General features: G+C 63.6%; 15 protein-coding genes. 11 read left to right on the forward strand and 4 right to left on the reverse strand.

Features of this window, described 5'->3' with window-relative positions; translation table 11 throughout:
• Positions 1 to 30: 30 nt before the first annotated feature.
• Both ACFSOZ_RS28800 and ACFSOZ_RS28805 read right to left on the reverse strand, forming a co-directional pair.
• On the reverse strand, positions 31 to 813 hold the full coding sequence (locus ACFSOZ_RS28800) for a FadR/GntR family transcriptional regulator (RefSeq protein WP_379103630.1): 783 nt from the start codon (positions 811 to 813) through the stop codon (positions 31 to 33).
• A gap of 182 nt (positions 814 to 995) precedes the next feature.
• Positions 996 to 1,985: a substrate-binding domain-containing protein gene (locus tag ACFSOZ_RS28805; protein ID WP_379103632.1), complete on the reverse strand. Its 990-nt coding sequence runs from the start codon at positions 1,983 to 1,985 to the stop codon at positions 996 to 998.
• Positions 1,986 to 2,424: 439 nt separating this feature from the next.
• On the opposite strand from ACFSOZ_RS28805, the gene ACFSOZ_RS28810 reads away from it, so the two are divergent.
• From ACFSOZ_RS28810 to ACFSOZ_RS28860, 11 genes are all read left to right on the forward strand, one after another.
• Positions 2,425 to 3,165, forward strand: coding sequence for an ATP-binding cassette domain-containing protein (locus tag ACFSOZ_RS28810; protein ID WP_111543565.1), 741 nt, complete (start codon positions 2,425 to 2,427; stop codon positions 3,163 to 3,165).
• A 40-nt stretch (positions 3,166 to 3,205) separates the two neighbouring features.
• Positions 3,206 to 4,204: an ABC transporter permease gene (locus ACFSOZ_RS28815; protein ID WP_379103634.1), complete on the forward strand. Its 999-nt coding sequence runs from the start codon at positions 3,206 to 3,208 to the stop codon at positions 4,202 to 4,204.
• Between the two features lie 236 nt (positions 4,205 to 4,440).
• Positions 4,441 to 5,268, forward strand: coding sequence for an AraC family transcriptional regulator (locus ACFSOZ_RS28820; protein WP_379103636.1), 828 nt, complete (start codon positions 4,441 to 4,443; stop codon positions 5,266 to 5,268).
• A 137-nt stretch (positions 5,269 to 5,405) separates the two neighbouring features.
• Positions 5,406 to 5,849 carry an SRPBCC family protein gene (locus tag ACFSOZ_RS28825; protein ID WP_379103638.1) on the forward strand — a complete coding sequence of 148 codons (444 nt, stop codon included), beginning with the start codon at positions 5,406 to 5,408 and terminating at the stop codon, positions 5,847 to 5,849.
• Positions 5,850 to 5,861: 12 nt separating this feature from the next.
• On the forward strand, positions 5,862 to 6,656 hold the full coding sequence (locus ACFSOZ_RS28830) for an FAD binding domain-containing protein (protein ID WP_379103639.1): 795 nt from the start codon (positions 5,862 to 5,864) through the stop codon (positions 6,654 to 6,656).
• 61 nt (positions 6,657 to 6,717) lie between these two features.
• On the forward strand, positions 6,718 to 7,200 hold the full coding sequence (locus ACFSOZ_RS28835; protein ID WP_379103641.1) for a (2Fe-2S)-binding protein: 483 nt from the start codon (positions 6,718 to 6,720) through the stop codon (positions 7,198 to 7,200).
• An 11-nt stretch (positions 7,201 to 7,211) separates the two neighbouring features.
• Positions 7,212 to 8,579, forward strand: a complete 1,368-nt coding sequence (locus tag ACFSOZ_RS28840) for a xanthine dehydrogenase family protein molybdopterin-binding subunit (RefSeq protein ID WP_379103643.1) — start codon at positions 7,212 to 7,214, stop codon at positions 8,577 to 8,579.
• A gap of 1 nt (position 8,580) precedes the next feature.
• The gene (locus tag ACFSOZ_RS28845) at positions 8,581 to 9,585 is read left to right on the forward strand and encodes a xanthine dehydrogenase family protein molybdopterin-binding subunit (protein WP_379103644.1); all 1,005 of its coding nucleotides are present in this window, start codon (positions 8,581 to 8,583) and stop codon (positions 9,583 to 9,585) included.
• A gap of 9 nt (positions 9,586 to 9,594) precedes the next feature.
• Positions 9,595 to 10,476, forward strand: a complete 882-nt coding sequence (locus tag ACFSOZ_RS28850; protein WP_379103859.1) for an AAA family ATPase — start codon at positions 9,595 to 9,597, stop codon at positions 10,474 to 10,476.
• A 5-nt stretch (positions 10,477 to 10,481) separates the two neighbouring features.
• Positions 10,482 to 11,600 carry a vWA domain-containing protein gene (locus ACFSOZ_RS28855; RefSeq protein ID WP_379103861.1) on the forward strand — a complete coding sequence of 373 codons (1,119 nt, stop codon included), beginning with the start codon at positions 10,482 to 10,484 and terminating at the stop codon, positions 11,598 to 11,600.
• On the forward strand, positions 11,600 to 12,487 hold the full coding sequence (locus ACFSOZ_RS28860; protein ID WP_379103863.1) for an amidohydrolase family protein: 888 nt from the start codon (positions 11,600 to 11,602) through the stop codon (positions 12,485 to 12,487). Before ACFSOZ_RS28855 ends, ACFSOZ_RS28860 begins: the two co-directional genes overlap by 1 nt.
• A gap of 22 nt (positions 12,488 to 12,509) precedes the next feature.
• Here the strand turns inward: ACFSOZ_RS28860 and ACFSOZ_RS28865 are convergent, their stop codons facing one another.
• Together ACFSOZ_RS28865 and ACFSOZ_RS28870 are read right to left on the reverse strand one after the other, a co-directional pair.
• The gene (locus ACFSOZ_RS28865) at positions 12,510 to 13,040 is read right to left on the reverse strand and encodes a GNAT family N-acetyltransferase (protein WP_379103646.1); all 531 of its coding nucleotides are present in this window, start codon (positions 13,038 to 13,040) and stop codon (positions 12,510 to 12,512) included.
• 30 nt (positions 13,041 to 13,070) lie between these two features.
• The gene (locus ACFSOZ_RS28870) at positions 13,071 to 13,478 is read right to left on the reverse strand and encodes a carboxymuconolactone decarboxylase family protein (protein WP_379103648.1); all 408 of its coding nucleotides are present in this window, start codon (positions 13,476 to 13,478) and stop codon (positions 13,071 to 13,073) included.
• Positions 13,479 to 13,644 lie beyond the last annotated feature (166 nt).

Raw genomic sequence — 13,644 nt, forward strand, 5'->3', positions numbered from 1 at the left:
GCCGGAGGCTACGCGCGGAAAATGCGCCGGTCATCGCCTCGATCGCCCGATTCCTTCATCGGTGTTTTCAAGCAGCTTGTGCACGGCATTGCGCGCGGCTGCCGGACGCTGCAGGCGGATGTTCTTCTCGATCGCCTCATGCAGCTTCTGTGCCTGCCGCTGATCACCAACCCGCTGTGTCGTGAAGTCGAAGAGATGGTCGAGGGCCGATTCGATCAGCACGCCGAGCGGCACCAGCAAATCGTTGCCGGAGGCGCGCAGAATGGCAAGGTGGAAGCGCGTGTCCGCGCGGATACGCTCCTGCAGGCTCAAGGCATCGCCCATCTCACGGCAGGCCTGGCTGATCTCGGCCATCTCCTCGTCGCTGCGCCGCATGGCGGCAAAGGCCGACGCTTCCGGCTCGATGATATGGCGAAACTCCTGCACGGTGCGCAGGAAGGCCTCGCGGTCGGGCGCCGTCGCGTACCAGGCCAGCACGTCGCGGTCGAGCAGGTTCCAGCGCTCTTTCGGCTCGACCCAGCTGCCGATCTTGGGACGCGAGGCCAGAAGGCTCTTGGCCATCAGCATCTTGATGGCTTCGCGCACCGCTGAACGGCTGACATTGAATATCTCAGCCCATTTGGCCTCGTTGGGCAGGATGGTGCCGGGCGGATAGTCGCCGCGCACGATCCGCAGGCCGATCTCGCTGGCCAGCGAGGCATGGACGCTCGCTCCCGGAAAGTGCGCGGCGCCAGCCCTGCGCATGACAGCCGGACGGCGGCTGGCTTGTGCCTTGGCCCGGTCGGCTCGCTTCTTTGACTTCTCGTCCGGCATCCACGTTCCAATGCGTCGGCCGTCTGTCGTCCGGACTGGTCCGAACCCGCACGGCACGCCGATCTCGTTGCCGAAAAATCCAGACCATGGACGCGCCAAAGCCGGAGCCTGTCGCCCCGACCACAGCGTCCCGTTCAGGAATTGACGGGGCGCCCGTTGCCGAGCGCCCCGAAATCAGGAACCTACTTCTGGATGCAGGTGTCGACCGTGTCCTTGGTGCATTCGTCGAGGCCGGTGAACACCGGATCGGCGACGGCCTTGCCTTCGATCAGGTCGATCATCACCGATGGCGCCTTGTAGCCCATTTCAAACGGCCGCTGACCGACCAGAGCCGTCACCAGGCCATCCTTGGCGATCGCCACCTCGTCGCCGATCGTGTCGGCGGCACCGATGACAAAGTCGTTGCTGGCGATCCGGTCCTTGAGCGGCCCGAACAGATCGCGATAGGGCTGCGGGGCGCCGAACAGCGGCCAGCCGCCCATGATGCCGAACGCATCCAGCTTGGGGTTGGCGGCGAGGATGTCGGTCATCGCCTGCACGCCTGCGGCGCCGTTGTCATTGGTGAACACCGGGCAGCCGGCGACTTCGGTCCAGCCACCTTCGCCGGCAAGTGCGGCGAGGCCTTCCTTGCCCGACAGTGCGTCACGCATGCCTTGCGCGCGGCGCAGGATGTTGTCGGCCGCCGGGTTGCCCTCGATGGTGCAGATCGTGCCGCCATTCGGCTTACCCTTCTTGATGTACTCACCGATCTTGTGACCCATCAGGTAGTTGTCGGTGCCGAGATAGGTCTTGCGCAGCGCCGCATCTTCCTTGCTGAGGTCGGCATCGACCGTCATGATCGGGATCGTCGGATTGGCGGTCTTGATCGTCTGCGCGATCAGCGGCGCGTTGGACGGCGAAATCGCCATCGCCACGGTGTCGGCCTTGCTCAGCATGTCCTGGACAATCTGCGCCTCGCCGGCCTCGTCCGAAGTCGACGCCGGACCGGTGTAGAAGCATTCATATTCCGAGCTGGCGTTTTCCTTGTTCCATTTCTCGCAGCCCTGGTGGATGGCTTCGAAGAACGGATTGTCGAGACCTTTCACGACAATGACGAGCTGTTTCTTGGCCAAAGCCGGTCCGGCGCCAATCGCCATCATGGCGACGGCGGCGAGCAAAAGTGATTTTTTCATGTCAGTCCTCCCTTGAAACAGACGGACACGGCGTGCCCGCCACACAAATCGACCGGATGCGTGATGACCGAGCTTCGTTTCGCGAGCGCTCGTGTCGTCAGACAGGTCGATAAGCATTTCCAGATGCGGCGTTAGACCGGCTCAAGCACGCCGAATCCTCGACCGATAAGCCTCCGCCGATCCCACCCGGCGAACCGCCAGCGGGGATCGGCATAATCTCCTCCGACGCTTAGCTAATATCGGCTCACCGCCAACGTCAATGCTATTTGTCCTACAAAACGGATTTTTAAAATAATCCGGCGATTGACGCGCGCCAGCTTTTGCGTAAAAGAACGCTAACGCTGTTTCCGGGAGGAGCTGGGGAGAGCGAGGCCAAAGCAGCGCCAGCATTCATGCCGGGAACAGCAGCAGGCCGCAAAACGGGGAGGCAAGAAGGCTGGTGGCAGTTCTCGAACTCACCAATATCTCGAAGCATTTCGGCGCCATCCAGGCGGTCAACGATGTCTCGTTGTCGATCGAGCCCGGACAGGTGGTCGGCCTGATGGGCGACAACGGCGCCGGCAAGTCGACGCTGGTCAAGATGATCGCCGGCAATTTCCGCCCGAGCCATGGCTCCATGCAGATGGACGGCAAGGACCTGGTGCTGCACAAGCCGGTCGAGGCGCGCCAGCACGGCATAGAGATCGTCCACCAGGATCTGGCGCTCTGCAACAATCTGACAGCGGCGGCAAATGTCTATCTCGGTCGCGAATTGCGCCGCGGCGTTGGCCCGTTCCGCATTCTCGACTACGCCTCGATGTACAAGCGCGCTGGCCAGATCTTCGCCGAGCTCAAATCCGAGACCCGCCCGCGCGACCTCGTCAAGCAGATGTCGGGCGGCCAGCGGCAGGCTGTGGCGATCGCCCGCACCATGCTGTCGCAAGCCAAGATCGTGCTGATGGACGAGCCGACGGCGGCGATTTCGGTGCGGCAGGTCGCCGAAGTGCTGAACCTGATCCGCCATTTGCGCGACCAAGGCATCGCCGTCGTGCTGATCAGCCACCGCATGCCCGACGTCTTCACCGTCGCCGACCGCGTCATCGTCATGCGGCGCGGCCGCAAGGTCGCCGACAAGACGATTGCGTCGAGCTCACCCGAGGAAGTCACCGGGCTGATCACCGGCGCCATCGAACAGGTATGATTTCAAGCGTTTTCACAATGGCAGCAGATGAAGGCCGACGATGGCACTGACAATTGACCAGCCGATCGAACACAAGCAGCAATCTCTGCCGGCAAGGCTGTTTGCCAGCCAGACCTTCTGGGTGGTGATCGCGGTCATCCTCGCCTGCCTGTTCCTGTCGTTTGCCACCGATGCCTTCGCGACATCGAAGAACCTCTACAACATCACCCGCAACATCACCTTCGTCGCCATCATCGCGCTCGGCATGACCTTCGTCATCATCACCGGCGGCATCGACCTGTCGGTCGGCTCGGTGCTGTGCCTGTCGTCGATGGTGCTGGCCGTCACCATGCACGCCGGCTACTCGATCGAGGTCGGCATCCTGGCGTCTATCGCCACCGCGCTCGCCATCGGTGCCTTCAACGGCGCCCTGATCGCCTATCTCGGTTTTCCACCCTTCGTGGTGACGCTCGGCATGCTGTCGATCGCCCGCAGCCTGGCCATGGTCGCTTCCAACAACACCGTCGTCTTCCAGTTCGGGCCGGACCACGCCAAGCTTCTGGCGCTGGGCGGCGGCGCCTGGGTGTTCGGCATCGCCAATCCGGTGCTTTACATGATCCTTTTGGCGCTGATCACCGGCTTCATCCTGCGCTGGACCAAGTTCGGCCGCCACATCTTCGCCATTGGCGGCAATGAGCATGCGGCGACGCTGACCGGCGTTCCGGTGCGTCAGATCAAGGTCGCCGTCTACATGATCTCGGCGCTGTCGGCAGGTATTGCCGGCATCATCCAGACTGGCTGGCTGGGCGCCGTGACCACCAATCTCGGCACTGGCATGGAGCTGCAGGTAATCGCCGCCACCGTCATCGGCGGCGCCAATCTGGCCGGCGGCGTCGGCACCGCCTTCGGCGCCATAGTCGGCGCGGCATTGATCGAGGTGATCCGCAACAGCCTTGGCCTGCTCGGCATCAATGCCTTCTGGCAAGGCGTGTTCATCGGCGGCGCTATCCTGCTTGCGGTGCTGTTCGATCGCATCCGCAATTTCCGCCGCAGCGATTAGGACCATGATGCCGAAAGGTGGAAACCCGTGGCATGACGGCTTCGGTTTGAGGCACCAACGCCGGCGCGGCCATCCAACCGTTGTTCGGTTCACTACCTATCGCTCAGTCTGAAAATCCACAGCCAAGGCACGTCGCAGAAGACCACGGCCGCCCTGCACCTTGACGCGCGCCCGAACTCCGCCGCACAATCCCCGCTGCAGGCGAAGGGAGGCCAGTCGCCTGCGGGAGGATTACCATGACGGAAGCGATCAGGCTCTACTGGGGCCGGTTCGGACATGTTTCTGTCCTGAATGTCGCAAGCGACTTCGTCACACACGCCCATGGCGAGGCACATCTGATCATCTGGCTGGAAGGCACCGCCGGCGAGATGACCATTGGCCGTGAAACGGTACGGCTTGGACCGCACACCGCCGCCGGCATCAACTCCTTCCAGCCGCACAGCCACGTCCTGTCGCACAACGGCACGCCGGGCCTGTTTCTCGCCTTCTACATCGACCCCGACTGGGCGCGCCGCCGCCGCGACCTGCCTTCGTCCGCGCCGCTGTTCTCACAGGCTGCGATCACACTGGAGCCCTGGCTGTACCAGGCCGCCGCCAATCTGCTCGACCACCTCAGCGACAATGAGAGCGTCGACGACGTCGCCAATTACGAGATCGAGCGCTTCATCGACAGCGTGCTCGATGCCGCGGACGCCTCGGCGCCGCATGAGGCGCGCGTCCGCATAAACACCATGCAGGATTTCCGCGTACGCAAGGCGATCCAGCTGATGAAGGCCAATGTGTGCGAGCGCATCTGCTTCGACGACGTGGCGCGCAGCGTCGGCCTGTCGCGGCCGCACTTCTTCGCGCTGTTCAAGGAACAGACCAATCTGACGCCCAATGTCTACTGGAACACGCTGCGCATGGAGGAAGCCGTGCGGCAATTGCAATGGTCGCGGGAACCACTGATCTCGGTCGCCTGCAATCTCGGCTTCACCACGCAGGGCAATTTCTCGCGCTTCTTCCGCGACCACGTCGGCGTGCCGCCGACGCTCTACCGCGAGGCGGCGCGGATGATCGCCTGAGCCAACCGGCCGCCACCCTTTTCAGACTCCACCCTTTTTCAGACGCATTGATACGTGCTCAAGACGCATTGATAAGCGCCCCTGAAATGGCCGCCCTACCCTTGCCCAACTGTCGCATTCGCAAGGGAACATTTGATATGGCGAACGTCACCATCTCCAGCGTCATCGACGCGCCGGTCGAAGATGTCTGGGCGCGCATACGCGACTTCAACGGTCTGCCAAGCTGGCACCCGCGCATGGTCGAAAGCCATATCGAGGATGGCAAGGACGCCTCGACGATCGGCTGCGTGCGCAATTTCCAGCTCGCCAGCGGCGCCCGCATCCGTGAAAAGCTGCTTGATTTCTCCGATCCGAATTTCCTCGTCAGCTATTCCATCCTGGAGACGCCACAGCCGCTGACCAACCACAAGGCGACGCTGCAGCTCAGGCGCGTGACCGATGGCGATCGCACCTATGCCGAATGGACCGCCAGCTTCGACGCCGCGCCCGAGGAAGCCGACAAGCTGGCCGAGGGCATGGGCGCCAATGTCTTCCAGGGCGGCTTCAATGCCCTGAAGAGCCATTTCGCCGGCCATAGCTGAAGGAGCCAGACCATGGCGCTAGCACTGCAGACTTTTGCAACGGTGAAGGACGCCAACGCAGCGTTGAAATCCGCCGGGACCCGCTATCTCGGCGGCGGCACGCTGGTGGTGCGCGCCGCCAATGAAGGCGACGTTTCGGTCTCCAGCCTTGTCCGCTCGACCGAGCCGTCGCTTTCAGCAATTGCCATCACCGATGACAAGGTCCGCATCGGCGCATCGGTCACCATGGCGACGATCGCCCGTCATCCGGACCTCAGCGCCCTCGCCCGCGTCGCGCGCGCCGTTGGTGGTCCGGCCGTCCGTAACATGGCGACCGTCGGCGGCAATCTGTTCGCACCGGCGCCCTATGGCGATTTCGCCGTTGCCCTGCTGGCGCTCGATGCGACGGTCATCACCGATGACGGCGAGATGCCGATCGAGACCTTTCTGGCGGGGCGCGACAGCAACCGCGCCATCGTCACCTCGGTCGGTTTCACGCTTCCGAAGGCTGACGGCTTTCGCTTCCTGAAAGTGTCGAGGGTCAAGCCGAAAGGCGTCTCGGTGCTCAGCATCGCCGCTTTTGTGGAACAATCGCCGGACGGCACGGTCTCGTCGGCACGGATCGCGCTTGGCTGCATGGCCAACCGGCCGATGCGCGCCAAAGCGGCGGAGAAGGCGCTTATCGGCCGAAGCCTGACCAGGGACGGCATCGCACCGGCACTGGCCGCGGCCAACGAGGGTACCTCGCCGGCGACCGATCCCATCGCCAGCGCCTGGTATCGCAACGAAGTGCTGCCGGTCCATCTCGGCCGGCTGCTGCTGGCCTGAAAACACCGGTTGGGGGGCGCGCGTCTGTCCGATCAATCGGGCAGGCGCGCAAGGAGGAAACATGGCAAAGGTCCCAGTCCAGTTCACGCTCAACGGTTCTGAAAAAGCCGAATTCATCGACAGCGGCACGACGCTGCTTCACGCGCTGCGCGACAAGATCGGCGACACGTCACCGAAAGGCGGCTGTCATCAAGGCACTTGCGGTGCCTGTTCGGTTGTCATCGACGGCGAGCTTAGGCTGTCCTGCCTGACACTGGCCGAGACGTGCAACGGGGCGGCGATCAGCACGACATCGGGGCTTTCGGAGGGCGGCGTTCTGCATCCGCTGCAGCGCGCCTTCCTCGACACCTTTGCCACGCAATGCGGCTTCTGCACACCGGGGATGATCATGGCCGCCAAGGTGCTGCTCGACCACACGCCCAACCCCAGCCGCGACGAGGTAGTCGAGGCACTATCGGGCAACATCTGCCGCTGCACCGGCTACGAGCCGATCATCCAGGCGGTGCTGATCGCCGCCCGCGCCAACTCGCAGAACGCGGCCTGAGGGAAGCAAACATGGAACTGCGCAAGAGCTACTTCGCCGATGTCCGCAAAGATGATCTGCACGAGATCGGCCAGCCCCGGCCGCGCTCGGATTCGCCCGGCCATGTCACCGGCAAGACCGCCTTTTTCGCCGACCGCAATTTCCCCGGCATGTTGCACCTGAAGATGGTGCGCAGCCCGCACCACCATGCCCGCATCCGCTCGATCGACACCTCGGAAGCCGAGAAGCACCCCGGCGTAGTGAAAATCCTCACCGCCAGGGACGTGCCGCACAATGTCTACACCATCCTGATCCTGATCCAGATCGGACCGGAGGACGAGACGGTGCTGGCCGACGGCAAGGTGCGCTGGAAAGGCGAAGCCGTCGTCGCGGTGCTCGCCGAAACCGAGCGTGCGGCACAAGAAGCCGCTGCCAAGGTCAAGGTCGACTATGAGGTGCTGCCGGCCGTCTTCGACATGGAGGAGGCGCTGAAGCCTGGCGCGCCGCTGGTCAACGAATATCACGGCCAGAACCACTACCTCTATGACAGCGGCGAATGCCGCAAGGTGCATTTCGGCGATGTCGAGGCGGGATTCGCGGCCGCCGACCACGTGCTGGAGCAGAGCTACCAGTCCTCGCCGATCGAGCATGCGCCGACCGAGACCACCGGCTGCGTGGTGGCGCCCGAAGGCAATGACCGCTTCACTTGCTACACCAACACGCAGGCGATGTTCTTCACCCTCGACAATGCCTCGATCATTCTGCAAATGCCCGGCAACAAGCTCCACTTCGTCGGCGGCACCGTTGGCGGCGGCTTTGGCGGCAAGGTTGACGTCATCGTCGAGCCGATCGCCATCCTTGGCGCCAAGCTCACCGGCCGTCCGGTCTCCTTCATCTACAGCCGCGAGGAGGAGATGCAGATTTCCTCGCCGCGCGCCGCCGAAAAGGTCGTCATCAAGGACGGCGTCATGAAGGATGGCCGCATCGTTGCCCGCAAAGTCACCGGCTACACCGATGCCGGCGCCTATTCCCGCCATTCGCCCTATGGCGCGCAGAAGGGCGCTGGGCATTACCCCGGGCCCTACACCATTCCCAACGTCTGGATCGACACCTACTGCGTCTACACCAACCGCACGCCCTCCTCCGCCATGCGCGGCTTCGGCGTCACCATCGGCGATTTCGCGCTGGAGGTGCAGATGGACAAGCTGGCGCGGCTGATCGGCATGGACCCGCTCGAATTCCGCTTCATCAACGCCTATCGTGACGGCGACATGAAGGCGCATCGCCAGCCGACCGAGGGTGCTGCGCTGATCGAGTGCATGCAGGAAGCCTCGCGCGCCGCCAACTGGCCGGTGGCGGAAAAATTCATGGCGATGTCGTCCTACGCGAAGGGAGCTTGAGATGGCGATCAGGCGCGGACGCGGCGTTGCCGCGATCAACTACCCAACCGGCATGAACCTCGGCGGCGACCCGACCCAGGCTCTGGTGCATTCGACGCCGACCGGCAATTTCATGGTGACGCTGTCATCAGTCGATCTCGGCCAGGGCATGAAGCAGATCATGGCGCAGATCTGCGCCGAGACGATCGGCGTGCCGACCGACCGCGTCGTCGTCGACACCGCCGACACCGACACCGGCCCGCACTGCATGGGCACCTTCGCCTCGCGCGGCACCCACCGCGCCGGCAACGCCGTCATCCAGGCGGCGAAGGAAGCCCGCCAGGTGATGCTGGAAGTGGCAGCCGAGGAGCTGGAGGTCAACGCCTCCGACCTCGAGACCGACGGCCAGGGCAACATCCTGGTCAAGGGCGCGCCGCAGAAATCGATCTCGATCTTCGATGTCGCGCTGTCCGCGCATTTCAAGCGCGGCCGCTCGATTTCGGGACGCGGCATGTTCCTGATCCCGCGCTCCTATCCCGAGAAAGAGACCGGCGCGATGAAGCCGTCGACCTGCTATGCGCATGCCTGCACGGTGGCCGAGGTCGAGGTCGATGACGAGACCGGCGAGGTCACCGTGCTGACGGTGAAGAACATCTTCGAGATCGGCCGCGCGCTGAATCCGAAAATGGTCGAGCAGCAATTGGTCGGCGGCTCGTGGATGGGCATCAGCCACGCTTTGTACGAAACGACCGAGCCCTACTACCCCAACCGCGACCATGGCGGCACCGACTTCAACCAGTATCTGATGCCGGGGCCGGGAGATCTTGCCGAAACCGAGATCATCGTGCTCGAGCGGCCGTCGGCCGACGGGCCTTATGGCGCCAAGGGGCCGGGCGAAATGTGCGCCAACCCGCAGATACCAGCGGTCGCCAATGCCGTCTTCGACGCCGTCGGCGTGCGCATCGACACGCTGCCGATCACGCCGGAGCGCATCCTGCGCGCGCTCAAGGCGCAAGCGGCGAACTGAGTGATCGAAATGCCTGAGGTGAACGCCGAGACATCAGCAGCCTCGCCGGAGGCGGTGGCGGAGCACCTCGCCGCCTCGCGCTATCTGGCCGATGAAAGCCTGGCGACCGCCATCTTCCTGGCGATCCGGCTCGGCAAGCCGCTGCTGCTCGAAGGCGCGCCGGGCGTCGGCAAGACGGAAGCGGCCAAGGCGATTGCGCAGCTGCTCGGCCGCGATCTGGTGCGGCTGCAATGCTACGAGGGCATCGACGCCGCTCATGCGCTCTACGAATGGAACTACCAGCGCCAGCTGCTCGCCATCCGCCACGCCGGCGAGCACGAGATCGACATCTATGACGACCGTTTCCTGATCGCCCGGCCGCTGCTGCAGGTGCTGAAGGCGCCGGATCAGCGCGTGCTGCTGGTCGATGAAATCGACCGCTCGGACCATGAGTTCGAAGCGCTGCTTCTGGAATTCCTCTCCGATTTCCAGATCAGCATTCCCGAGCGCGGCACCATCCGCGCCACAGCACAGCCGATCGTCATCCTGACCTCGAACCGCACCCGCGAACTCGCAGAGGCGCTGCGCCGCCGCTGCGTCTATCACTGGATCGGCTACCCCGACGCCGAGCGCGAGGCCGCCATCATCATGCTGCGCGCCGGCGATGTCGCCGAAGCGACGGCGCGCGCGGTGGCGGCAGCCGTACAGACCATCCGCACCCGCCCGCTGGCCAAGCCGCCCGGCATCGCCGAGGCGGTCGAATGGGCCAACGCCGCGACCATTCTGGAAAAGGGTGGCAGCCCATGGCCCGAAGCCTTCCGCCGCGCCATCGGCGTGCTGATCAAGGACGAAGAGGACCTGTCCTATATCGCGCCGGAGCTTGGCCGGATTGTCGAGGAGGCACTGGCGTGAGCGCCATGCCCCGTGCGGCCACGCCGTTCCTCGGCTTCGGCCGGCTGCTGCGCCGCTACGGCTTTGCCGTCGCGCCGGAGCAGGTGTCCGGCTTCATGCAGGCGGTGACATTGCTCGGGCCGCGCTCGATGGCCGACATCCGCGAGGCAGCCCTTGCCACGCTGGCGCCGCCGCCCGACCGCCGCGACGAATTCGAGGCGCATTTCCAGAGCCATTTTTATGGCAACGCATCTGCCGTGGTCGAAGGCGATGCGGACGAGGAAACCCGCATCAAGGACGATGGCGGCGCGAGCCAGGAAGAGATCGAGGTGGTCAGCCGGCAGGAAGGCGGCGAGTTGTCCTCCGGCGCCGAACAGTTGAGCACCCGCGATTTCCAGCGCGACATCGATGGCTTGGCAGCCTTTCGCCGCAAGCTCGCTTGCGCCCTGCCCGCGCGCCGCTCCTTCCGCACCGTGCGCACCCGCTCGCGCGGCAAGCTCGACCTGCGCCGGTCGCTCAGGGAAATCGTCAGCGCCGACGGCGATGTGCCCTCGCCGCTGCTGCGCCGCAGGCAGACCGTGCCGCGCAAGCTGCTGATCCTGATCGACGTCTCCGGCTCGATGAAGCTGCACACATCCGATTATCTGAAGCTCGCGCATGCGGCCGTGCAGGGTGCTGACCGCGCCGAAATCTTCACCTTCGGCACGCGGCTGACCCGCATCACCACGGCGCTTCGTATTCGCGACCGCGACCAGGCGCTGGCCCGCGCCGTAGCCCAGGTCGACGACTGGGACGGCGGCACCCGCATGGGGCCGACGCTGCTCGCCTTCCTCTCGGTGCCGCGCTTTTCCGCCTTCGCCCGTGGGGCTGCCGTCGTCATCCTCTCGGATGCGTTGGAGCGCGGCGATCATGCCGAACTGGAGACGGCGATGCGCCGGCTGAGCGCCCGTGCCTTCCGGCTTTCACTGGCAACGCCGCTGGCCGGCGACCCGCGCTTCCGGCCGGCAACGGCGGCACTCAGCGCCATCCTGCCGGTGCTCGACGATCTCGTCGACGGCTCGTCGCTCAAGGGCCTGACCGACTTCATCCTGTCGCTCGCCCGCCCAGCCCCACTGGCGGCGACAATCTGGAAGAGGGTTTCGTGATGCAGAAAGCAATCGACGCGCATTTCCACATCTGGCGCCAAAAGGACCAGCCATGGTTGGTCGGGCCGATGGTGCCGCGCATCTTCGGCCCCTACGAGCCGATCCGCCGCGACTACCCGATCGAGGAATTTCTCGCCGACCAGAAGGGTGCCGGCGTCGAGAAGGCCGTCTATGTCCAGACCAACTGGGCCAAAGAGGATTTCGAAAAGGAAGTCGCCTTCCTGCAGAAGGCCGCAGACGAGACTGGCTGGCCGCACGCCATTGTCGGCTATGCCGACATGACCGTGGACGATGTCAGGCCGCAGATCGACCGGTTGAAAAAATATCCGCTGCTGCGCGGGGTGCGCATGCAGTTGCACTGGCACGAGAGGCCGGCCTTCCGCTTCGCCACTTCGGCCGATCAGGTCATCGACCGGAAGGTGCGCGCCAATGTGGCACGGCTGAAGGATTATGACCTGTCCTTCGACCTGCAGCTCTTCCCCGCCCAGATGAAGGACGGGCTGACATTGGTCGGCGAGAACCCCGAGACGAATTTCATCCTCACCCATGCCGGCATGCTGACCGGCATGGAGCCGGAAACCACCGAAGCCTGGAAAACAGGCCTGCGCACGCTGTCGGCGGCGCCCAATTTCTACGCCAAGCTGTCTGGTCTCGGCACCTTCGTCCACCGCAACGACCCGGCACTGATCGCCTACATCGTCGACAATACGATCGACATCCTGGGCACGGACCATCTGATGTTCGCCTCGAACTTCCCGATCGAGAAATTGTGGACCAGCCACGCCGAACTGACCAGCGCGCATCGCGCGGCGGTGGCGAAACACGGCGCGGCGGCAGAGGCGGATATTTTCTGGAATACTGCGGAGAAGGTGTATCGGCCGGTATAGTACAGATTGGCAATGGATCAGCTCACAACGGCCGACCTAAAACCTGGACAATATGCCGTTTGACACCGATGTTGACTGGCCCCGCCGTCCGCACCAGCTCGAAGCCTTGCCCCCGCCAAAAGCGATGAGCCTGCTCATTTTCTGCGAGCACGCCGAGTTCCACCCACTTGACGTTCTGGGATTTCAGCCACCTGAAAAAGCCGTCGCACAGTGCTCGCCCCAACCCTCTTCCGCGAAGTTCTTTGTCGATCATGAACAATGCGATCCACCAACACTCCACTCGCGGATAATTGCGGTCGCAGGCCAGCAAGCCCACAAATTCGCCATCGATTGCCTTCACCCCGAATACGAACTTGTCGGCTTGCGTCCGGTTCGGTGGAAAGTTCTCAAATTCCTCCTTTGCACTGGCAGCGTTGGGCGGCTCGCCTCGTTCCAGCACGACATAGTCCGAGCAGCCCTGATACAGCGGCACCAGTCGTGGAGCATCAATTCCAATCAGGCCTTCAATCTCATAGCCAGAGAGCGAGGTTGGAAATCTGGTGCTTTTGTCCATGAAAATTCGAGCCCTGGAAAGCAGCCGCCCTCACTTCACCTCGAACTGCGGATCGACCGGGATCTGCATCGCAGTGACCATATGGTTGGTCTGCCCGGCCAGCCCAATGATCGACACCAGTTCGCCATGCTGTGCATCGGTCATACCTTTCGCACGAGCGGCGGCGGTGTGCGAGTGGACGCAGTAGGAGCAGCCATTGGCGGTCGAAACCGCGATATAGATCATCTCCTTGGTCAATGGATCGATGGCGCTGTCAGCGACCATCACCACCTTCAACTGCTCCCAGATCCGCTTCAGCGCCGCAGGATCATTGGCCAGCCCGCGCCAGAAATTGTTGACGAAGTCGGATTTGCGGGTCGCGCGGATGTCATCGAACACCGCCTTCACGGCCGGGATTTTCTCCACCTCGGCATCGCTCAGAAGTTTTGTGGTGGCCATGATGTCGTCCTTTCATTTGAATTGTCGTGTGAGCGCATTGAATCAGGCCCTAAGCAATCCCGGCCAATCCCTTTAGATGGCTCACTTTTCTGGCTGCGGCACTAGAGATTCAGGTCAGGCCGAGTCGAAAACGGTAGTTCCGAGAACCGAAGCGGCGCGTACTTTG

The organism is Mesorhizobium newzealandense (assembly GCF_042682145.1).
GTDB lineage: Bacteria > Pseudomonadota > Alphaproteobacteria > Rhizobiales > Rhizobiaceae > Mesorhizobium > Mesorhizobium newzealandense.